The sequence below is a fragment of the Sporosarcina luteola genome, assembly GCF_023715585.1.
GTDB classification, from domain to species: domain Bacteria; phylum Bacillota; class Bacilli; order Bacillales_A; family Planococcaceae; genus Sporosarcina; species Sporosarcina luteola_D.
On record NZ_JAMBOK010000003.1, the window covers coordinates 161457 to 182051 of the forward strand.

General features: G+C 41.1%; 23 protein-coding genes. 13 read left to right on the plus strand and 10 right to left on the minus strand.

Going from position 1 to position 20595, the window contains the following annotated elements:
* Positions 1-33: 33 nt before the first annotated feature.
* The 5 genes from M3193_RS13585 to M3193_RS13605 form a co-directional block, all read right to left on the minus strand.
* Positions 34-822: a YheC/YheD family protein gene (locus tag M3193_RS13585; protein WP_251628663.1), complete on the minus strand. Its 789-nt coding sequence runs from the start codon at positions 820-822 to the stop codon at positions 34-36.
* Between the two features lie 215 nt (positions 823-1037).
* The gene (locus tag M3193_RS13590) at positions 1038-2156 is read right to left on the minus strand and encodes a 2-aminoethylphosphonate aminotransferase (protein WP_251628665.1); all 1119 of its coding nucleotides are present in this window, start codon (positions 2154-2156) and stop codon (positions 1038-1040) included.
* A gap of 5 nt (positions 2157-2161) precedes the next feature.
* Positions 2162-3295, minus strand: coding sequence for a phosphonopyruvate decarboxylase (aepY, locus tag M3193_RS13595; protein WP_251628953.1), 1134 nt, complete (start codon positions 3293-3295; stop codon positions 2162-2164).
* 8 nt (positions 3296-3303) lie between these two features.
* A complete protein-coding gene (gene aepX / locus M3193_RS13600; protein ID WP_251628667.1) occupies positions 3304-4206 on the minus strand; it encodes a phosphoenolpyruvate mutase in 903 nt (300 codons plus the stop codon).
* A gap of 163 nt (positions 4207-4369) precedes the next feature.
* Positions 4370-5512 (minus strand): glycosyl hydrolase family 18 protein, encoded by a 1143-nt coding sequence (locus M3193_RS13605; protein WP_251628669.1) that lies wholly within the window; start codon positions 5510-5512, stop codon positions 4370-4372.
* Positions 5513-5863: 351 nt separating this feature from the next.
* Between M3193_RS13605 and uvsE the strand changes: the two genes are divergently transcribed.
* The gene (gene uvsE, locus M3193_RS13610; protein ID WP_251628678.1) at positions 5864-6829 is read left to right on the plus strand and encodes a UV DNA damage repair endonuclease UvsE; all 966 of its coding nucleotides are present in this window, start codon (positions 5864-5866) and stop codon (positions 6827-6829) included.
* A gap of 93 nt (positions 6830-6922) precedes the next feature.
* On the opposite strand, the gene menC is transcribed toward uvsE, so the two are convergent.
* The 3 genes from menC to M3193_RS13625 are packed head-to-tail and all read right to left on the minus strand — an operon-like array spanning position 6923 to position 10048.
* On the minus strand, positions 6923-8068 hold the full coding sequence (gene menC / locus M3193_RS13615; protein WP_251628955.1) for an o-succinylbenzoate synthase: 1146 nt from the start codon (positions 8066-8068) through the stop codon (positions 6923-6925).
* A gap of 3 nt (positions 8069-8071) precedes the next feature.
* A complete protein-coding gene (locus tag M3193_RS13620) occupies positions 8072-9202 on the minus strand; it encodes a M20 peptidase aminoacylase family protein (protein WP_251628680.1) in 1131 nt (376 codons plus the stop codon).
* An 18-nt stretch (positions 9203-9220) separates the two neighbouring features.
* Complete coding sequence (locus M3193_RS13625) at positions 9221-10048, minus strand: MurR/RpiR family transcriptional regulator (RefSeq protein ID WP_251628682.1); 828 nt, start codon at positions 10046-10048, stop codon at positions 9221-9223.
* A gap of 87 nt (positions 10049-10135) precedes the next feature.
* On the opposite strand from M3193_RS13625, the gene M3193_RS13630 reads away from it, so the two are divergent.
* The 4 genes from M3193_RS13630 to M3193_RS13645 all read left to right on the plus strand — a co-directional run bounded on the left by M3193_RS13630 (position 10136) and on the right by M3193_RS13645 (position 13198).
* A complete protein-coding gene (locus M3193_RS13630; protein ID WP_251628684.1) occupies positions 10136-11536 on the plus strand; it encodes a YfcC family protein in 1401 nt (466 codons plus the stop codon).
* Positions 11537-11796: 260 nt separating this feature from the next.
* The gene (locus tag M3193_RS13635) at positions 11797-11997 is read left to right on the plus strand and encodes a cold-shock protein (protein ID WP_147058293.1); all 201 of its coding nucleotides are present in this window, start codon (positions 11797-11799) and stop codon (positions 11995-11997) included.
* 156 nt (positions 11998-12153) lie between these two features.
* Positions 12154-12531 carry an SET domain-containing protein gene (locus M3193_RS13640; protein WP_251628685.1) on the plus strand — a complete coding sequence of 126 codons (378 nt, stop codon included), beginning with the start codon at positions 12154-12156 and terminating at the stop codon, positions 12529-12531.
* A gap of 475 nt (positions 12532-13006) precedes the next feature.
* Positions 13007-13198, plus strand: a complete 192-nt coding sequence (locus M3193_RS13645; protein WP_251628687.1) for a DUF6366 family protein — start codon at positions 13007-13009, stop codon at positions 13196-13198.
* Between the two features lie 561 nt (positions 13199-13759).
* On the opposite strand, the gene M3193_RS13650 is transcribed toward M3193_RS13645, so the two are convergent.
* Both M3193_RS13650 and M3193_RS13655 read right to left on the minus strand, forming a co-directional pair.
* Entirely contained in the window at positions 13760-14008 is a 249-nt protein-coding gene (locus tag M3193_RS13650) for a hexameric tyrosine-coordinated heme protein (protein ID WP_251628689.1), read from the minus strand.
* Positions 14009-14085: 77 nt separating this feature from the next.
* The gene (locus M3193_RS13655) at positions 14086-14598 is read right to left on the minus strand and encodes a hypothetical protein (RefSeq protein ID WP_251628691.1); all 513 of its coding nucleotides are present in this window, start codon (positions 14596-14598) and stop codon (positions 14086-14088) included.
* Positions 14599-15109: 511 nt separating this feature from the next.
* Here M3193_RS13655 and M3193_RS13660 point away from each other — a divergent pair.
* The 8 genes from M3193_RS13660 (at position 15110) to M3193_RS13695 (ending at position 20208) form a co-directional block, all read left to right on the plus strand.
* Positions 15110-15454: a hypothetical protein gene (locus M3193_RS13660; protein WP_251628694.1), complete on the plus strand. Its 345-nt coding sequence runs from the start codon at positions 15110-15112 to the stop codon at positions 15452-15454.
* A gap of 81 nt (positions 15455-15535) precedes the next feature.
* Positions 15536-15925, plus strand: a complete 390-nt coding sequence (locus M3193_RS13665; protein WP_251628696.1) for a hypothetical protein — start codon at positions 15536-15538, stop codon at positions 15923-15925.
* A gap of 505 nt (positions 15926-16430) precedes the next feature.
* Complete coding sequence (locus M3193_RS13670) at positions 16431-16721, plus strand: hypothetical protein (RefSeq protein WP_251628699.1); 291 nt, start codon at positions 16431-16433, stop codon at positions 16719-16721.
* A gap of 201 nt (positions 16722-16922) precedes the next feature.
* Positions 16923-17411: a hypothetical protein gene (locus tag M3193_RS13675; RefSeq protein WP_251628702.1), complete on the plus strand. Its 489-nt coding sequence runs from the start codon at positions 16923-16925 to the stop codon at positions 17409-17411.
* A 377-nt stretch (positions 17412-17788) separates the two neighbouring features.
* Positions 17789-18349 carry a hypothetical protein gene (locus M3193_RS13680; RefSeq protein ID WP_251628705.1) on the plus strand — a complete coding sequence of 187 codons (561 nt, stop codon included), beginning with the start codon at positions 17789-17791 and terminating at the stop codon, positions 18347-18349.
* 213 nt (positions 18350-18562) lie between these two features.
* Complete coding sequence (locus M3193_RS13685) at positions 18563-19162, plus strand: hypothetical protein (RefSeq protein ID WP_251628708.1); 600 nt, start codon at positions 18563-18565, stop codon at positions 19160-19162.
* 290 nt (positions 19163-19452) lie between these two features.
* Complete coding sequence (locus M3193_RS13690; RefSeq protein ID WP_251628710.1) at positions 19453-19782, plus strand: hypothetical protein; 330 nt, start codon at positions 19453-19455, stop codon at positions 19780-19782.
* A gap of 159 nt (positions 19783-19941) precedes the next feature.
* Complete coding sequence (locus M3193_RS13695; RefSeq protein ID WP_251628711.1) at positions 19942-20208, plus strand: hypothetical protein; 267 nt, start codon at positions 19942-19944, stop codon at positions 20206-20208.
* Positions 20209-20595 lie beyond the last annotated feature (387 nt).

The window sequence follows — 20595 nt, forward strand, 5'->3', positions numbered from 1 at the left end:
GGAATCTGCTAGTACGAACCGCGTAAATGTTCATTAATTGGTTTTATCTTCTTCACTTTGCATTTTTCGTATCTCTACAATTCGTTTCCAAATACGTTTATTATTAATTTTTGCAAATGAGCGGATACTCGGAGTCGTATTCACTTCTAATAATATTGGTGTCCCTTCTTTATTGACCCCGAAGTCGATTCCATACTCTCTATTGGGCAAAGCGGAATGGATTACCTTCGCAGCTGCAATTGCAATCTCTTCTATTTTCTTTACTGTTTCCTTTTGTTGATGCTTTGTTGTGTGTGATAATACATCAGAAACGGTCATTACAATAGCGTCCCTATGGGTATTCACAATTCCGTTTTCTGTCGTTAAGCCGGTTTGGGTGGCGCTGATTGCCCCGTACATCCCGCCAATCACCCAGTTGCCTTTCAGTTTTTGTACATGAACCCGAATAATAAAAGGCTGTCCATTTTGGTTGTAGCTTTGGATATTTTCTTGAATAATATAGAGACCGCTTTTTCTGCCAAGCTTTATAAATGGATGAAGAAGCTGCTGAATTTCATCAGCTCTCGATACGGATTTTTGTATCGGCGTGCCTTGAATTGTCGTTCCATTTACGAAGTAGTTCCCGCCGTCACTTTTGTGAATCTTTAAAATTGCTCTGCCCTGGCCCGTTGTGTCATGTTTCACGTAGACAGACTGATAGCGGTTCAAGAAACCATCCAAATTGCTCTCATTGTAAAGCTGTGTTTCTGGAAGATGTTTTGCGACGAATGGATGTTGCTTTAATAATACATTTTGCTCCCATTTCCCCATTGCTCTCTTCATCGTAACAACCTCAATTCGTGAATTTATTTTACCTTACTCCTCTTCGTGGCTGCTGTTATTATTCAGCTCTTTACTAGTCTATGCATACGGAATAATTGTTTCTGGATATTTAGGAAAGGTGTTGTAGGGAGAGGAGGTTTGATGGCGCTTGTCTACATATAGCTTTGTGCAGCCAAATGACCTCCTTTGTTCGGAGGTCATCAGTTTTTATCCATTTAGTTTGCAGAATGAAAACCTATCTGTTGAAGATACTTTTCCAATAAGGCTAGGAAGAGCTCAATATCATTTTTTGTTAGATCACCTATATTGGCCACCCGAAAGGAATTCAAATTGGCATGCTTTCCAGGATAGATCGTTATGCCGTTTGTGTAGAAATAATCATGCATGCTCTCAAAATTGTAGGCCTTACAATCCGGCTCCACGATTGCAGTGACAATTTTTGAATGGTGCTCGGGAGCGACGAGATGCGTCAGTCCAAGTTTTTTGATGCCGGCGATCAGCGTATCCCAACTTTGGGAATAGCGTTCATATCGCTCTTTTACGCCTTCTTCTTTAAGTTCTATGATGGCTTGTTGTAAGGCGTACATCGTCTGTACAGGCGGGGTGAACCGCATTTGCCCTGTTTCTTTGAAATGCTTATATTGCGCAGACAGATTTAAGTAATAGTTGGTTGGTTTCGTCGTTCTTTCTTTCTCTAGTTCCTCTTTTTTTGCGATAACAAAAGAGATGCCTGCCATCCCTTGTAGGTTTTTATTGGAACTCGCTGCTACATAACTAATGTTCATTTTACTCATATCAATTGGAATCGCAGCGAACGAACTCATGGCGTCTACCATCATTGTCATATTGTTTGCCTTACAGAGTGAACCAATCGATTCAATATCATTTACTAATCCTGTTGTTGTTTCATTGTGAACAACCGCGAGATAGGAAGCGGGGCGCGGTAGTTTTTGAATGAATGCTTGCAAGTGATCGAGTTGAATCGGTTGATCCATTGGACTTCCGTACTCAACCCAATCCAGCCCGTATGCGTCTGCAATTTCACACATTCGTTTTCCATATGCACCATTATTGATAATGACGATAACCCCATCATTCATGACCGAACTTAAGATGGACTCCACTGCAGCGGTACCGGAACCGCCGAACAGAACGGTTGTATACTGTTCGGTATCTGCGACGAAGCTCGTAAGTTCGGAAGATACAAATCGCATAATTTCACCGAAATCTTTTTCACGGGGACAGATATCTGGCACAATTTGTGCGAATTTAACTGTATCTGTTGTCGTGGCAGGACCTGGATTCAATAAGATATTTCTCTTCACTTTCTGCATGCTGTTCATCCTTTGTCATTGATAAATCTTTGAAGTCGTATTTTCACTTCACTAGGCGTAACGGTAGGGCGCCCGAGATTTTGTTTAGATCCTTTTGCAATTTTTATAAATAGGAAAGTGAGCCCTTTTGTCTTTTTCCATTCGTTTATTTCATTTTCGAGTTCTTCTAGACTATGAATATAAATTGATTTCTCGTAACCGCAAGCGGCAGCAATGTCGACAAAGTTTACATTATGAGAAACGGTACGTTGCCCTCCGGTAGAGTCGTGGGATTGATTATCTAGAAGGATGTGTAGCATGTTTTCGGGTTGATAGGTACCGTTCGTTGCTAAACTTCCCATTCGCATTAGCAAGGAACCATCTCCATCAATGGCAACTATGTTGAGGTCTTTTCTTGCAAGAGCTAATCCTAATCCGAGGGAACTGACACACCCCATGGAACCAACCATGTACAGGTTGTTCGAACAATCCTCAACTTCATATAGTTCTCTGCCTGTTTTACCTGTTGTTGCTAGCTGCACGGTCTTTTCATCTTTGCGCCGATTGATCACGTTCAACGTTTCCATTCGACTTGGAACTTCATCCGAAGAGGTTTTTTCGATTTTTTTCTTATTTCTATGAATGGATCGGTCCTCTGGTTTCAAGTTCTCCTTTTCAAATGTATCTTTTTTTACAACAAAGAAAAATGGTTGATGTTTCTCAATCCACTCATTAGCTGTGACAAGCTGTACCTTTGCATCGTTAATATTATTTGATAAATACTGCCACTTTATTTGCATAAGGTCTAACAATTGAGTAGTGATTTGTCCCATTACTTCATGCTGAGGTTCGTCCTTTAAACCCGGTTCTCCTCGCAGACTGACAAAACCGAGCACGGGGATTTGGAACGGGTGGGTCAAGGAGGTAAGGGGAGAAACAGCATTTGTGAGACCGGAGTTTTGCATGAGGACCACTGTTTTCCTGCCCCCTAAGCATGCCCCAGAGGCGATCGCGACAGCATCCCCTTCATTAGCAGCGGCAATATAGTTACACTCATTGATCGAGTAGTTAATAAGACTTTTTAAAAATGAACAGGGGACTCCGCTGTAAAAGTCAAAACCAAGGTTTTTTAGTTCATTTCCGAATTGCTCTGTGTGCAACAAAAAAATCACTCCGTCTCCGGTTGTGATGGGGTAGCATTGGAAGGCAAATATTTCTTTTCCGCTCTTTGAAGTTCCTCTACATTCTGGAGTCTAAAAATTTCATCGACAGTTACAATTGAATCCTCGACGTGTATAAGACTCTCATCTTTAAGGATTTTCTTTGAAATTTCCTGCATTGCCGTAATTGATGCTCTTACGTTATGGTTCGCCCAAATGACCGCGTTGACTCCCGACTTTACGAATTCAGAAGTTGGTGTCGAATAATATTTTGTAGGAACGATAATAACTGGATGTCTCCTCTTCCACTCTTTCATAAAAGCAGCAATTTGATTGAAATCGGAACTTTTACTGTGGATGAGAACCGCATCGGCGCCGGCTTGCCGGTAAGCTTCCGCGCGAGCAAGTGCTTCATCCAACCCCCATCCTGCAATAAAAGCTTCAATCCTCGCTACAACTACAAAATCTTCATCCATTTGCGTATCTTTCATCGCTTTTATTTTCCCGCAAAACTCTTCAATCGGGGCAAGGGGCTGAGCGTTTCCGTTAATAAAGGAGTTTGTTTTTGGAAAGAGTTTATCTTCAATACAAACGCCGGCTATACCGATTTGTTCTAGTTTTTCAACTAACCTTCTGGCGTTGTTGAAGTTTCCATATCCTGTATCCCCATCTACGAGAATCGGTATTGTCGTAGCATCACTCATAAACTCAAGAACATCTACTACTTGCGTCCATGAAGCCTCATTATTATCCCGAACACCCATGGACGCCGAAATCGAAAGTCCACTAGCCCAGATCGCTTTAAAGCCAGCTTCCTCTACAATTTTTGCGGATAACCCGTTATGAGCCTCCATTAAAAACTCAAGTTGTTGTGAATTCAGTAACCTTTTTAATTTAGTCGTTTTTTTCATCATGATCCCTACCTAGCATCTACTTTAATTCTTACATGCATGTCTTTATTAACATACGTAAGAATTTTGTGGATTGACAGGGCATATAGTCGAAGGCCTCTTTGTATATGGTATCTGCCTATGATTAGCTAGGCGTTTCGAGGACGTACAGTAAGAGGTGGGTTTACGCTCTTTTTCGTATCGTGAAATTGTCTTCGAGCAAGAGCCAATTTTGCGGGAAGGGATATCCGAGTACCCAGTAACTGATGCCACGAAGTTTATAATTTTTAACCATATTGAATTTCGCTTGTGCACTGCGGGCGTCTTCGAACCACACTTCATGGGTGCGCCCTTGGTCATCGGCGTAACGGAAAAATGGAGATTGAGCTACCGGATCATATTGAATGGCTACTTGATGTTGAATGGCTCGGCGCACCGCTTCCTGCTGGCTGAATGTTTCAGCTTCCGATCCCCGAACGAATGGAAGCGTCCAGTCGCGTGCATAAATTTGAAAGCCGAACATAATTTTCTCTCTTGGTATGACCGTGACAGCATAGTCGAGAACCCGTTTTATCTGATTAAGAGGTGAGATCGCTTGGGCAGGTCCCTTTCGATAGCCCCATTCGTATGTCATCAATATAACGAAATCGACAATCCTACCGTGCGCTTCATAATCATGTGCTTCAACGAGCAATCCTTTTTGTTCACTACTCGTTTTTGGGGCAAGCGCTGAGGAAACAAAGTACCCCTCTGGATGCAACCGATCGACCGCAAGTTGTAAAAATTGATTGTAATTCTCTCGGTCAGCGGGAAATACATTTTCAAAATCGATATTTAATCCTTGATACCCTTTCTCTTTCATGACAGCCAGCACATTCGTAATGACCTTTTCCTGAAGTTCTCGACTTGAGAGAACGGTATGGGCAAGGCTGGATCCGGTAGCTGTAGCACTGAAATTTGTTATCGCGATCACGGGCACGATTCGCTCGGCTGCAGCGGATTTAAGCATTTCCGTATCATCGAGAGTCGTTAAGCTCCCATCTTCTTTCACACTATAAACAAATGGCATCCAATACGTTAAGTATCGGCCTACTTCTTGAATTTCCCTCGCACCTGTTTCACCGGTATTGAGTGTATAGGCATTTACATCAATGACCGGCTTTGAAACAGTCGATCGGGAAACGGTTGGTATGACAAGTGCCTGACCAATTACTAATGCATTCGGGTTTTCCAATTGGTTCGCTATGACGATTTGATTAATTGTAACACCGTACTGATGGGAAATTTTCCACAAGGAATCACCCTGTCTGACGACATGAATCTGCAATCCGCTTCTCTCCTTACCTATTCATCTCCTTTATGGTATTCAAATAGAACTTGGGTTGTCATCACTATCGGCGAATTGTGTGGGTACCTGTGTGGGTGCCTGTGTAAGACACTATTCAGTTAATACACTACAATTGCATAGAAGAAATAGGGGAATGTGGTATCGTCAACGTTCGATTAAATTTACTATGTATTTTCATTAGTCTTAGTGAATTGTCATAAATGTGCCATGCACAGGCACCCACACAATTCCCGCACAATTTATATGGGTTTGCGGGGGCGCTGTATAGTTGTCCTTGGCGGGGAGGAGACTATTCATGTCTTTTCAATTATGGGTGAGTTGAGGTGCGATATGACAATTGTACGAATGGGATTTGTAGCGATGAGCATGGAACTGAAAAATGCGTCCCCGTCTAAAACGATGACGTTTACGCAGTTCCAAAAACAAGAGGACCGTGAAGCGGCAATCCGCAAATTGGAACGGATTGCACTGGAGAATTTGGAGAATACACATCGAATCCTTAAACATAATCTATTTAATGAAATCCATTTTTACCGCTTCAGCTCCAAGCTGATTCCGTTGGCGGATCATGCAGAGCTTGCCGGATGGGATTATATGCAGCCGCTGAAAGGGAAGTTGGCTGAAATTGGGCGCTTCGTAAAAGAGCATGGGATAAGAGTCGATTTTCATCCTGATCACTTTGTCGTTTTGAATTCCCCGAATCGGGATGTACTAGTCAATTCGGTAAAGAACTTAAAGATGCATTACTTGCTGTTAAAAGGAATGAAGCTCGATCCCACTCATCGCTGTGTCCTCCATGTCGGCGGCAATTACAAAGACACTGAGAAATCGTTAGAGCGTTTTGTGGAGCAGTGGGGCGAGGTTCCGCTGCCCATTCAACAGATGATTATGCTGGAAAATGATGATACGTCCTTCAACCTTGAGGATACGCTCTATCTTTGCGAGAAACTCGGTGTTCCGCTTGCGTTTGATTATCACCATCATCTGGCCTTTCACCGAGATAAAGTGTGGGAAGATAAATGGGAACGTGTCGTCGATACATGGAAAGCGTCCCCTCTGCCGATCAAAATGCATATTTCAAGTCCGAAAAGCGAGGACAAATTTCGGCACCACGCGGAGTATGTGGATATGGACATGTTCTTCAGGTTCCTGAATGAAATCAAAGGTTCCGTCCCGCAAATTGATTGTATGATTGAGGCGAAGCAGAAGGATGAAGCCCTTTTTACGTTAATCAAGCAGATCAAGGACAGGGCAAACGTTGAAATGATAGACGGCTCGTCTTTTTATTTGAAGTAAAAATGTTTTTGGCATAGGTTCATCTGCTGCGAATGGCATTTTACAAAAAACTACCTGCACGGGGATCATCCCTTGTGCAGGTAGTTGTTTTTGTTAGGAAGGGATCGGGTGGGAAGATTCAGCGGACGTAATCGTTTCCCTGCTTGTCAGCACCTTCTTCAGTTTCTCCTGATCTACCTCATAGCCGATTCCATCACCGGAAGGGACGAGGATGATGCCATGGTCCATTGTAATTTCAGGAGTGACAATATCTTCTTCCCAGTAGTGGGAGGAAGGCGCCGTGTCTCCCGGTATCGTGAAGTTCTGGAGTGTCGTCAGTTGGATGTTATGAGCCCGCCCTACGCCCGTTTCAAGCATACCGCCACACCAGACGGGAATATCGTTCGCTTGGCACAGGTCATGGATCCGTTTCGACTCTGTCAGTCCGCCGACCCGTCCGATTTTAATGTTGATGATTTTACAGCTGCCGAGCTCGATTGCCTTTCGGGTATCCTCCAATGAATGAATGCTCTCATCCAGACAGATCGGCGTACTGATCTGTTTCTGCAAAGTGGCATGGTCAATGATATCGTCATGGGCAAGCGGTTGCTCGATCATGAGCAGGTTGTATTGATCTAGCTTTTTCAATTGTTCGGTATCAGCCAGTGTATAGGCGGAATTGGCATCTGCCATAAGAGGGATATCGGGAAACGCTTTACGGACTGCAGCAATATACTCAAGATCAGCGCCGGGTTTTATCTTCACTTTGATTTTGCGGAAGCCCTCATCTACATACTGGCGGACCTTCTCGACCAGCGCGTCCGGGTCTTTTTGAATTCCGATGCTTTTCCCAACCTCTATTTCGTTCTTTTTCCCACCAAGAAGTTCAGCGATGGACTTCCCGTTTTTCTTAGCAAAAACATCCCACATCGCTGTTTCAATAGCGGATTTTGCAATGTTATTGCGGCGAACGAACTGCAGCATGTCATGTACATCTTCGGCATGCTTGATTTCCTTATGAATCAAGCGGGGAATGAGAAATTCCTTCAGCATATACACAGTCGTTGCTGTTGTTTCCTCGTTGTAATAGGGCTCGTTGCTTGTTACGGTTTCCCCCCAACCTGACATTCCGGATTCGTCGATCACTTCCACTAAGCAGACATCCTTACGTTGCATCGTCCCAAAGCTTGTCGTGAACGGTGCAGTGAGAGAGACGTTGATATGATGGAGAACAACTTCTTTTATCGTAATGGGCTTCATCATTCATTTTTCCCCTTTCGAATGGTATTCCAGAATCTTCACGAGGACGTCTATGCCATTGAACATGGCGTCCCGTTCGAATGTCATGTGGGGATGGTGTAATCCAGGCTTTAAATCGCATCCAAGTCCGACCATCGTTGCTTTCAAGTGCGGTTTCTTGATCGTATAAAAATGAAAATCGTCACCGCCCGGCGTAATGATCGGATCTGCCGTGTTTTCTTCGCCTAATACAGCCGCTATCGCGCTTCTCGCCATCGCTTCCGCTTCCGGATGCACCACGGCAGCTGCGATGCCATAGTCCTCGGTAATATTGATCGTTGCATTGAATAGTGAACGGGCCGAGTCGAGCACATCGTGCACCCTCTTCACGAGAATATCCATCGCTTCGTTCTGTTGCGCACGCAAATCGACTGCAAGTGACGCGCTTCCAGGGATGATGTTCGTGCTCCTGCCGCCTGCTTGAAAGCGGGTCACTTTAGCAGAATGGGGAATAGTCGGGTCGAGATGGATCGTCTGAATTGCATTTACGATATACGTTCCAATTTCAACAGCGTTGCGGTTGAGATGTGGACGGGCTCCGTGCGCATCATCTCCACGGATTTCGAACTCAATGGTCCATGTCGCACCATGAACGATAGCAGGGGCGGCTTTGCCATTCTCCGTCTCTTGGAACGGCCGTAGATGGATGCCGTAATAGAAATCGACATTGTCAACGACCCCTTTATCCACAAGTTTAAGTGCCCCGGCGCCAACTTCTTCAGCCGGCTGGAAGATGAAACGGACGCCGATTTGATCCAAAATGTCCTTTCTGTCTTTCACACGTTGCAGAACGCCAAGCACCATTGTCATATGGGCATCGTGACCGCAGGAATGATTGGCTTTCATGACTCCATCGACTTCCTGCCACAATGCGTCCATATCCGCCCGGAGTGCAATGATCGGCACATTTCCTGAGAAGTTGCCGATATCGCCGACGACTCCCGTACAGTCGTCAAACGCAGTCACAGTGCAGCCTGCTTCTTCCAACTTCTTCTTAATGAAAGCGGTCGTATTCACTTCTTCCCAGCTCAGTTCCGGATTTGCGTGCAAATGATTGAATGTCTCCATTACCTGTTCCTTTGTTGCATTGCTCATACAAACTCCCCCTTGAATTCATTGGATGTAATAATTATTTGTCGGATTAACAATATCTAACTTATCGATTCGGTGCGCAATATGCAGCAGAAGGCTATTCAACACCGAAAATGTGACCGGCCCTTTTTCCAACACGGAACGTTGGGCAAACGGTATGACGAGCGCATGGTCGGCATATTCCACTACCGGCGAAGAGCGGGAATCGGTGATGACGATGACTTGATTGCCTTGATCCCGGGCTTCCTCCGCTAACCGGATTGTGCCGATTGCATACCGAAAGTACGAAAAAATGACAACACATTGGCCGCTTCCTGGCTTCGAGATGCCGATATCCGTTTCGGGCCGGTAAAGCTGCGTGTTGCCGAGGAGCTTGTTCAGAAGAACCGCAAACCAATGCGCATACGCAAAAGATTGGTAGTAGCCGACCACTTGGATATTCTCAGCCTTCTGCAAAGAGTCCACGATATTCTCCGCGATCCTCCAGTCCAAATGATCGATAATGTGGTTGATGTTATTGCTGTCGCTCTCCATGATGCGGCGGAACGGATGCTTGTCTTCAGCAGACACCTTTTTGGGAGGCTTGATTGTCAAAAGGTTGTGCTTGACGTCCGCCTGAAGTGAGCCGAATCCATCATAACCGATCGCTTTGGAAAAGCGTATAACCATCGTTTCGCTTACATCCAACACGTGGGCAATTTTTTTTGCAGGATGCGTCGCGAACAGGATCGGGTTTGTCAGCAATACTTCAGCGACCTTCTTTAGTCCCGGCGTCAGGTTATCATACTCGTTTTTCGTCTTGTCGTAGTAAGTCATGCCTACACCAGTCTTTCTTTTGTAATAAATCATATAATTTACTGTTGTCAAAATAAATTATATGATTTATCATGTGAATAGTCAACAGAATAAAAAGACAATTCAGGAAGGAGTGGCAGCATGGAGAAGAAAAAGAAGATAACGTTAGGCATACCGGATGCCTATGTAATCCTATTCATGATACTTGTCCTTATGGCAGTCTTGACGTACATAATTCCTGCAGGGGAATTTCAGAGGGAAGAGGTTGACGGCGTGACAGTCGTCGTTCCGGGAAGCTATGAGAAGATTGAGTCCTCAGCTGTCAGCCCGATGGATGTTTTTATGGCAATCCAAGATGGAATGATCGCTTCTGCGCCGTTGATATTCTTAGTGTTAATCATCGGGGGCTCTTTTGCAGTCATTGAGTCGACAGGAGCAATTGATGCACTCATATTAAAAACGATCGAGAAAACGAAGAACAAGGAAATTGTCTTAATCACCATCGTCATGGTCTTATTCTCGATTTTCGGTACGCTTGGCATTATTGTAAATGCGGTGATCGCCTTTATTCCAATCGGAATTATTTTAGCTCGTTCGATGAAACTAGACGCAATCGTCGGGGTGTCAATCATCTACCTCGGTGCTTACGCAGGCTTCAATACCGCGTTTCTAGATCCATTGACGACAGGGACGGCGCAACAAATTGCGCAATTGCCCCTCTTCTCTGGGATCGGCTACCGGGTGATTATCTATATTGCTGTCTTGATTTCCACGATCCTTTACGTCGCCTGGTATGTGAAGCGGATAAAAAAGGATCCCGCGAAGAGCGTACTTGGCAACAATCCGTTCCCGAAGTTGGAAGAGCAGAATGAATTGAAAGAAGAAGTGCAAATAACAGGTATACATAAGCTCGTTCTTCTATGGCTTGTACTAGGCATCGCGCTGTATGTCTTCGGCGTATTCAAATATGAATGGAGCCTTAACCAAATGGCTGCCATTTTCATTATCATTGCAGTCGGAACGGCGGTGATCGCCCGTTTGACACCGAATCGGCTTGTGAAAGAATTTTTTGAAGGGGCAAAGGGACTTGTCTACGGAGCGATGATCATAGGGATGGCCCGCTCAATTGTAGTGGTTCTCGAGAATGGTAAAATCCTCGATACGATCGTTCAAGGAATGGCCAATGTCATGACTCCTTTCACCAGTGTGAGCGGCGCAATTGTCATGTTTATCGCAAATGAACTGTTCAATATCCTCGTTTCGTCAGGAAGTGGACAAGCAGTCATTGTCATGCCGATCATGACACCGCTTGCGGATTTGATGGAGATTCCGAGACAAGTGGCCGTGCAGGCGTATAAAATGGGTGACGGCTTTACAAATGTCATTACGCCTACATCCGGCATCTTGATGGCGAACTTGGCCATTGCGGGGGTAGCTTGGACGAAATGGATCCGGTTCGTATTCCCGCTCTTGCTCATCTGGACAGTGCTCGGCATCATCTTCCTCTCAATCGGAGTCATTATAGATTGGGGCCCGTTTTAATAAAATCAACTGCAGGTGCCTGACGGATTGTCATAAATGCACAATGGACGGGCGCCTGCTATGTATGGAATAAGGCGATTTCAACATGTTTTTTGAAATAAGAATCGTACTATTTGCTATTTCATCATATGTCTGTTAATCTAAGGAAGAGTTATTTTTGTTCTTTTTCAGATTGAGAATAGATTTTGTTATTCGTCTAAGGTATTTGAACAAAGATAGTAACATATTGTGTGGAGATCCACACATAGGAGGCAATAACTATGGAACAAGGTACAGTTAAATGGTTCAACGCAGAAAAAGGTTTTGGATTCATCGAGCGTGAAGGTGGAGAAGACGTATTCGTACACTTCTCAGCAATTCAAAGCGACGGTTTCAAATCTTTAGACGAAGGTCAAAGCGTAACATTTGAAATTGAGCAAGGACAACGTGGCCTACAAGCTACAAACGTTCAAAAAGCTTAATAATTGCATGAAAAGGACCCTACGTGTAGGGTCTTTTTTTGTGGTTGTAATTTCTTAATGAAGTGACTTTTATTTTTAAAAGTGAATAAAACCACTCATTGCGTCGATACATGGTATAGTAAGAAAGTACATTTTACAAGTGAGAAGGTGAACAGCATGATCGAAGTAAAAACATCTTCACTGAGTGACGGTGAATTCAATAGAGGGGTATTTGCCACATGTGATATCGCCAAAGGAACGATGGTTCATGAAGCACCCGTCATTGCCTATCCAAACGACCAGCACCCACACATTGAGCAAACGTTGTTGTCTGATTATGCCTTTGAATATGGCATTAAACATTCCGCGATCCTCCTTGGGTACGGAATGTTATTCAACCATTCCTATGAGCCAAATGCAACGTACGAAATCAGCTTTGAAAAGCATACGTTTGACTTCTATGCATATACAGATATAAAAGCCGGCGAAGAAATATTGATCAACTACAACGGCGACGAAAACGACAAAGAACTGCTGTGGTTCGACCAAGAGTGAACTCGGTCGAATAATTTTGCAGGTACCCGGTCTGGTGCCCTTCAGCAGGTGCCTGTGTAAGACACAATTCAGATAATGCACTACAATTGTATAAAATGCAAAAGGGAATCCAGTGAACTCAACGTTTACTGGGTTCCTTTTTGCATTTTTATTATTTTCAATGAATTGTCATAAATGCACCATGCACAGGCACCCACACAATTCCCACACAATTTGTTGAAGTGAAAATGAAGAGCTCAAAGACCGTCCCATGATCGTGTGCATGGGCGGTCTTATTCATTGGATTAGCATTTTATTTTCGGGATTTATCGAAACTTTGGAGTTGTGAAATCGTATTAATATCTACTAAAGGGTTTCTGTTGTTTGGCCGCTATCTATATTGATGTGTTCAGGTGGGGTGAGTACATAACGAAAAAAACGTTCCCGATAAACAAACGGATCAGGATGCGGAATAATACTTCATAAGGGTGAGAAAATGTTCGGAGATAACGATACGCCCGAAGATAAAAGGGAGAGACTTAGACAAAATGAATTAAAATATCGATCAAGCAGTATTCAGGGAAGTAACCTTTCTGATTTGGTGGGTGGTTTAGGTTGGAAGGGTACAGGGATAATGATTCTGGTATTACTATTAGCCGTTGTAATATATTCTGTATTCTTCCACTAACGGCCCTAGAGGATTGTTGCTGAAAGTGGGTAATATATAAACTTTTTTATTGGGTCTCTGTTTATCTGTTTAAAAGATGAAACGAGGTTGATATATGATGATATATAAGAAATTCAGTTTTTGGCTCACAATCATTGCTATCGGTATATGCCTTTTCAACCTATTGGGTTTTGATGACAAATCCATATTGTTATTCCTTGCAAGTCCTCCTTTTCAAATAATGGGAACGCATTGGTTTGTTGAAAACGTTACACATCCCGCCAACATTTCAATAGCAATAAAGTACGTTTTAACCATATTGTTTTGGTTTATAATTGGTGCTGCATTGGATAAATATATCTCTCACCTATTGAAAAAACACCATGCGAAGGAGTAAAACATCACGGCATATTGCAGGTGCCTGTGTAAGATGCAATTCAGATAATTCGCTACAATTGTACAAAATGCAATAGGGAACCCAGTGAAATCAACGTTTACCGGGATCTCTATTGCATTTTTATTATTTTTAATGAATTGTCATAAATGCACCATGCACAGGCACCCACACAATTCCCACACAATTTAGTAGTATGGCGGTGTCCATGTACGCCAGTAGTTGTTGGCGGCGGCTACTGTTTGGAAATGGGTTGCGATGACTTGTGAAACAGCGATTAAGCTGTCCGCATCTCTCGAATATACTGGTCGCAGCATTTTTCTGATCTCCTCAGAAGGCTGTGTAACTCCCACCCCTTTTTGTGCAAGTTTGACCGCTAATGCATACCCTTCTTCCGGTGTTTGTGTCAGCAGCGTCTGCAATGGGTTGCTTGGCATGCAGTTCACCTCCTAGGTTCTTCACTACTGCTATACATATGCCTAAACCTTTTTGGTAGTGAGGGTCCTATTCGAGGTCACTCATACAAAATCTTGCCGTCCTTCGAGAAAGCAGCAAGTTTGTATTCTGCCGAAACATCTTTCATATTCGTATCAACAATATAATATATTCTCATATCATTTTTAGTTCCAATTATATTCACTCCCTTATCTTTGTTATCCACCACCTCGATTTTGTCTATTTCTTCATCTGCGATTAAACCCCAAGTTAAGACTAAAAACTCTTTGTCATTTAGATACAAGGGTCCTGACATACCGCTAAAACCTCTTGATAGGTCAAGTATCCCTAAGCCGCCTGTTGTATCACTGGCTTCCCATCCATTTTTGCGATTAACGACTAACCCAGCCCTCATCATTCCATCCGCTTCTTCCATGAACACTAAAGCATACTCATCATTTGTTTGGGTGATGTAAAAGACATCCTCCCATTCCTTATTCTCTTTAATAGCTTCTTCTAGCGTTGTATCATTGCCGCATCCACCCAGCATAATTAGTAAACAGAACATTATCAAACTTGATATGGCTTTCATTATTCACGCTCCCTTATTCAACTATTGTTGACCAGTAGCATTCTAACTAGGAATACGTCCTTGTCGAGTACAAGTTTCAGTGATGGTTAATAAATAACTCTTCGTTATTAATTCTTCTACTCCAGGATCATCAGTTACATACTTTGAATTGTTTTTAGAATTATAGAAACTTTTCGCCGGTGAGGTCGTATAAAGTTATGAATAGAGGGAGAAATTGTTGATCCTGACATAGGAGGGGATGAAAATAAGTATTTTTAATAGAAAGGATTTAAAAGGAATTGCATGGCTATTCGTTCTTGTATTATTTGCAGGGGCTATACTAATGATTACCACTAGTTATTACCACAATTCAGAGATAAATCTACTCCTCACCGGCTGTTATAAAAATGGTGGAGAAGCCATATTAGAAATCCATAATAATCTCACGGGAAGTTATTCTTTTGAGTGTAAGCCGAAATAGAGTTTTCATTGAAACGACTGAGCTAATGGGTGCTTTACTGGGGGTGGGCAAATGAAAAGATGGCTATCTTATTTATTTTATTTTGTTACAACAATAGCGGTAACCTATGTCTTCCAGTTGGTAATCTTGTTTTATATAAGTGGTATGCGTTTTACTGCTGCTGATAGAAGTCCAACCGTAGATATAGATATAGGTGCAAAGATTATGTTTAGTATAGGTATTCCAGTATTCTATTTTATCGGTTTAATAATCTTTTTCTTTTTTTATCGTTCAGTACTGGAGCTGTTTAAAATTGAATTAAAAAACATGCTTCCCATTTGTTTTAATACCTTTATTACTTTGTGTTTAATAGTCCTTTTCACTCGTTTTGCATTTGACTTCTCTTTCTTTCACTAACGGTGCAGTTTAGTTGAATAAGAATTTAAAGAACAAATATCGAATAAAGAGATGTTTATTATTTGAAGGGAAATGATTTAAATGAAAAAGTTTATCTGGATAGTATTGTTCTTAATTTTGCCAGTAATATTTTCAGGGTGTTCATCATCTGATGAAGTGATTCGAGTAGGAACTCCTGTTAATGGAATTGAAGGAATAAAAATTAATAAAGAAATCAAGGACTCGGAATCAATCGAAGCTTTGAGGGCGATCATTAGAAAAAGAACGGAGATTGAAGAACCAAAAGACTTAGATAGTGAACCCGACACATTCTTTTCGCTTGATAGACCCAAGGAAGGCATTGCTGAATTGTGGTTATATGTTTACTATCAAGACGACGGTAGTTCAATTTTATCTAATGACGGTGTAAATGGTTACTTTGCCCTTTCTAAAGAACAAACTAATGAATTAAGAAGCATATTAGAACAATAGTAATTCTTTATTCAGCTATATTACACTTACAGGGCGTTGATCCAAAAAGGGATTGATTCCTTTTTAGAAATTGTTACTAAAGCGGCAGTTTAGTTGAAGAAGGAAAAGGATGTAGAAAGTAATTTTCATCAATAATTTAGGAGGATGAGAGGGAAATGGGGCTATTCTTATTGTTTGCTATTCCAATAGTAGCAGCTATTTTATGGTTTCTAAATTTAGTAACTCTCATAAAAAACATCAAGGACAATAGAGATTCGCGTAACCAAATGATACTTGGTGCAGTATATACATTCTTCGTGATATCACCGATTATTTATATACTTGTAGACTTATTTTACAGAGGGGTGCTTTATTAAACTAACGGGGGGCTTTACTTCAAGAAGGGGTAAAGCCTTTTTTCTTACTTGAACTAACGGTGCAGGTTAGTTCAAGAGTGTTGTTTAACTTGTGTTCAACAATCGGGCCAGATTGATGAATTCATTATTCATTCATTGGGGGTAAATCTATGAAAAAAACTTTTGGGACACTCATTATCCTTTTCACGTTATTACTTGCCTCTTGTGGAGGGACTTCAACTGCCTCATCGTTAACTGTGATTGAAAAAGGTCAGTCAAACAATAACAAAGAATTTTGGATTTTGGTAAATGACTCGAACGATCCAAGCAAAGAAGAAACGTTTAAGATAATGATAAAAGAAAGGGCAATTTGGAACCTAATTGAGGAAGAGAAGGAGTATTTCATCATGTATTCAAACAATGGAGACAAACCTCGGGTATTAGAAAACATTCAGCCTTAATGGCTGGAAAGGATAATGTTTAGTGCAATCCTCGCCTACAATAGGGCGATATTGTTTAAGGAGGTCTCTGTTCTTCTTAAACTAACAGGGTGCTTACTTCAAGAAGGGTTAAAGCCTTTTTTCTTATTGAACTAACGGTGCAGGTTAGTATGATTAAGCATGAAACAAACCGACTAGGATTCCGTCTAATCGTAAAAGGGAGTGGGAACGATTAGAAAATTATTTATCGTTGTTTCTATAATTTTGATTTTCGGACTATTTGGCTGTGTAAAAAATAATAACAATGAAGAAAATGTAAGTGGTGAACCGAAAATCACCAATGAGTCTAAACAGGTAGATGATTTCAAAGTAACACTAAATGTTGAAAAAGACCTTACTGTTTATGCCACGATTACTTATATAGGAGAAGCAGCAGAAAAAGATATATATCATGGTGGAAGTATTTTTTTCTTAAATGTCTATCAACAAGATGGTGATTTTGAATATTTTGGTGCTATGAATCAACCATTATTAACAACTACACTGATTCGGAATGAACCTCACATAGTAAAATTTAAAGGGATAGAAAAACTTAAATTAAAGACAGGTACTTATGAATTTGAAGCTATTGCTGATTTTTCCTTGGATTCAGATGATGTATTAGGAACAAAAATTGAAATTCCTGTTTCTAAAATTGCGGAAGTTAAATAATTCCTTGTTCAACTAATGAATGCTTTAGTTGAAGATCATTGGGCTGCTTACGGCTCTTTTTCCTTATTGAATTAACGCCGCAGATTAGTTGAATAAAGAATAGACAGTCGTAAAACGGGACTTGCAACTGAGAGGGAGTGGAAGTTGTTGAATTGGGAGTAAAGGGGAATTAGACCATAAGCTGATATCTAATCTTCTGAAAGCATTTCTCAATCAGCCTATAGTGAAGTTGCATTTGCCACAGGTGATACGGGTATCCATCTACTTGAAGGAAGGGAGGACGTCCGGCTTGTCAGGTTTATGAATCGGCTGGATCATTTTACTAACAAATAATAGCGGTGTGAATTGTGGTTTCTGAACTTGGGGGGAAGTATCAGATGGAAATTATAGTGAGTGTAGTATTGTTGTTACTCTTCGGATATGTTCTTTTCAAGTTCTATCGGCTCAAAAGTAAATTGAAACAAGCTGTCGTTTTTCCTGTCACAGAAGAAGACTTGAAGGCGATGCGGGCACAACCAAAAAAAGCATTGGATTTGCCGGTGGTTGCTAGTCTACTAAGGGGCATTTGTGCTTTAGGTCTCTTGTTTCTCTTTTTTATTATCACGGTAATTTATGATTTGTATGACAGCGAAGTGGTAGGATGGAATCTTTATGCCATGTTTATAGTGCCTTTGATGATATTTAATCCAGCTTGGAATCTATTTGCGATCGTGGAAGACGGTGTGATATGCGAGGGGCGGTTTGTACCATGGAATAGCATTCGATCGTATCAAATCGAGGAAGTTCATTCGAACCATCCTGTTTATACACCTGGCGTAAGCAATGCATACGTGCTGAAGATACACAGGAAGAGGAAGTATTTCATAATTAGTTGTTTTATTACGACAGATGCGGTGATAGAGAAGCTAATCGGATTACTGGATGCCCGTTTATCGTGAACATAAAAATATCCATCCTTGCGTGTAACGGGTTCGGTTGATGGGGAGAAAACAATAAAAAATACTGCATTTGGGGACACATCGAATTTGATGTAGTATCCATTGACCATAAATCTACATTTGATAAAAGACTACTCGGAAAAGAATCCCATCACCTTGAAATTACAAGTCAAGCTTACCTACATATCTTGTCTTGAAAGAGGAGGAGACCCAATGACGTTAAAAGAGGAAATTAACAGACCAGTGAAAGCGGATAATCTTATTGTCTTTGCATTTTTTCTGCATCTTTTGTTTGTGTTAGTGGCCAGCTCTGTACCGGAAGGACAGTTCTCTTTTTGGCTGCCCATCAACTTAACATTGGAGGCTTTCATTATGTTCCGTCTCCTCCTATTGTGGAGACGTTATAGTAAGAGCGACCCAAGGCGGTACAATTCCCTCCAGTTGTATTGGATACTTACCGGACTATCTATTTTTGCAATGATGCCTTTTGTTAGGGCGGTATATGGTTCGGTAGCTTTTTGGCCTTTCCTGGTCGTTACAGTGTTTTTATTCCTATTGAGTCATTTATGGAAAGAGCGGATTGCTTCAGTTTTTGTGAATCCCGGCAAAACGAAGCAACTCGTCAAATGGCCGAAAGCCCTCGCCATCATGATTATCGTAGGGATTGTCATTATGTCTGCGCTGCGCTTCACACCGGCACATCCAAACTTGGGACTTAGTATCTTTATATATATGATAGGTGGTTTTATGGTTTTTCTTGCAACTCCTTTTTCGATTTCCAAAGAACGAATCCAAGAGCTGATAGACGAATAAGAAATGGTACTAAATGGGGGATTATCAAGAAATCGATTCTTTACTAAAAAACGATAAGAGCAAAGAAGCCCTAGTCAAGCGGGTGCTGATAATATTGAGGTGCAAAATTAACAATGTCTTTACTAACGAGTGCTTCACTTGAAGATCGTTGACCTGCTGGGACTCTTTCATATAGAACTAACGAAGCAGTTTAGTTGAAGAGTGTTGTTTAACTTCTGTTCAACAATCGGACCATTTTGAGGAACACTGAATAAGTGATAGAAGTGAGGTTATACGAGAGGTGGGATGTAATGACGTGGCTTTTTTTGTTGGTTTTTCTAATCGTAAGTTACTATTTTATCATGAAAGCTAAATCGAAAAATATCGAGAAATCTTTTTCTTTATTATCCCTGTTAATGTTTATGTTAATGGCTACTCCAATTTGGAACGAAAGATTATTTGATTACATCATAGATATAAGTCTATTTTTGCCTTTTGTGTTTGGGATGTTAGGAATCATATTTGGATGGTTTGGTATTAAAGATGGTACAAGAGCAGGTTTCATTTTAATAAATATCTTGGCATTACTTTTTTATCTCATTGTTTTCCTGATGGGAACAATAGGTTTTCAAGAACCTTAAAATGACTTTTCAGTTATCAAAGGCGGGATTATTGTATTAGCCTCGCTATTCTTATTGAACTAACGCGGCAGTTTAGTTGAAGAAGAAGGTTTTTTTACGATCGCATTGAATAAGTTAATATATGTAAATTATTTGTACGGGTAGGAAGGGGGTAAACTTTTGAAAAAATTATTTTCTATCTATTTTGTACTGATTTTTTGCATTGGTGTTTTGTTTGTACCTGTGTCATTAAAGTGGGGACCAAATCTTGAATTTCATAGCAAAAAATATGTTCCTTTATGGCAATTACAAACACAGCACTTTACGATTGATGGTTATAATCCAATTTATGAGCTTGATATTATGAGACTAATATATGAAATTGGCATAGTAACCTTATTAGTCTATATATTGTATTTAATATTAAAAAGAGAGTTGAATAATTAAATAATTTATTGAAGTAAGTGAAATTTTGGCTCGGAAGGATAAAAAATATAAAGAGGCAATTTGGGGATTCAAGATAGGATTATCCGCGAAGATAATCATCAATCAATGCAAGTAATCGGATTATTTTTTTATTAACGGGTGCTTTACTCAAGAATCAGAGCTGCTTAGACGATACTTTCAAAAAAATGGGACATCAAAATAAAGGGGGTTATCAATGGATGCTTTTCGTGGTTTTCATGTAGATATGTCAAATTATCCAAGTGGACTCGCAGCCTTTCTAATCGTGAGGCTGATCTAAATTGGATTACTGAATGACAAAAAAGAACTAAAAGAAATAGTGACCGTAGTCTGGGACCTGCTATTATTTATATTTATTTGCTACTTTAC

What these genes read in the sequence shown, in the direction of transcription:
- M3193_RS13690 (WP_251628710.1), top strand. Translation starts at nt 19,453, where the DNA reads ATGACGTGGCTTTTTTTGTTGGTTTTTCTAATCGTAAGTTACTATTTT.
- M3193_RS13590 (WP_251628665.1), bottom strand. Translation starts at nt 2,156, where the DNA reads ATGCAGAAAGTGAAGAGAAATATCTTATTGAATCCAGGTCCTGCCACG.
- M3193_RS13680 (WP_251628705.1), top strand. Translation starts at nt 17,789, where the DNA reads ATGGAAATTATAGTGAGTGTAGTATTGTTGTTACTCTTCGGATATGTT.
- M3193_RS13585 (WP_251628663.1), bottom strand. Translation starts at nt 822, where the DNA reads ATGAAGAGAGCAATGGGGAAATGGGAGCAAAATGTATTATTAAAGCAA.
- M3193_RS13665 (WP_251628696.1), top strand. Translation starts at nt 15,536, where the DNA reads ATGAAAAAGTTTATCTGGATAGTATTGTTCTTAATTTTGCCAGTAATA.
- uvsE (WP_251628678.1), top strand. Translation starts at nt 5,864, where the DNA reads ATGACAATTGTACGAATGGGATTTGTAGCGATGAGCATGGAACTGAAA.
- M3193_RS13650 (WP_251628689.1), bottom strand. Translation starts at nt 14,008, where the DNA reads ATGCCAAGCAACCCATTGCAGACGCTGCTGACACAAACACCGGAAGAA.
- M3193_RS13685 (WP_251628708.1), top strand. Translation starts at nt 18,563, where the DNA reads ATGACGTTAAAAGAGGAAATTAACAGACCAGTGAAAGCGGATAATCTT.
- M3193_RS13670 (WP_251628699.1), top strand. Translation starts at nt 16,431, where the DNA reads ATGAAAAAAACTTTTGGGACACTCATTATCCTTTTCACGTTATTACTT.
- M3193_RS13660 (WP_251628694.1), top strand. Translation starts at nt 15,110, where the DNA reads ATGAAAAGATGGCTATCTTATTTATTTTATTTTGTTACAACAATAGCG.
- M3193_RS13635 (WP_147058293.1), top strand. Translation starts at nt 11,797, where the DNA reads ATGGAACAAGGTACAGTTAAATGGTTCAACGCAGAAAAAGGTTTTGGA.
- M3193_RS13620 (WP_251628680.1), bottom strand. Translation starts at nt 9,202, where the DNA reads ATGAGCAATGCAACAAAGGAACAGGTAATGGAGACATTCAATCATTTG.
- M3193_RS13645 (WP_251628687.1), top strand. Translation starts at nt 13,007, where the DNA reads ATGTTCGGAGATAACGATACGCCCGAAGATAAAAGGGAGAGACTTAGA.
- aepX (WP_251628667.1), bottom strand. Translation starts at nt 4,206, where the DNA reads ATGAAAAAAACGACTAAATTAAAAAGGTTACTGAATTCACAACAACTT.
- menC (WP_251628955.1), bottom strand. Translation starts at nt 8,068, where the DNA reads ATGAAGCCCATTACGATAAAAGAAGTTGTTCTCCATCATATCAACGTC.
- M3193_RS13625 (WP_251628682.1), bottom strand. Translation starts at nt 10,048, where the DNA reads ATGATTTATTACAAAAGAAAGACTGGTGTAGGCATGACTTACTACGAC.
- M3193_RS13630 (WP_251628684.1), top strand. Translation starts at nt 10,136, where the DNA reads ATGGAGAAGAAAAAGAAGATAACGTTAGGCATACCGGATGCCTATGTA.
- M3193_RS13640 (WP_251628685.1), top strand. Translation starts at nt 12,154, where the DNA reads ATGATCGAAGTAAAAACATCTTCACTGAGTGACGGTGAATTCAATAGA.
- M3193_RS13655 (WP_251628691.1), bottom strand. Translation starts at nt 14,598, where the DNA reads ATGAAAGCCATATCAAGTTTGATAATGTTCTGTTTACTAATTATGCTG.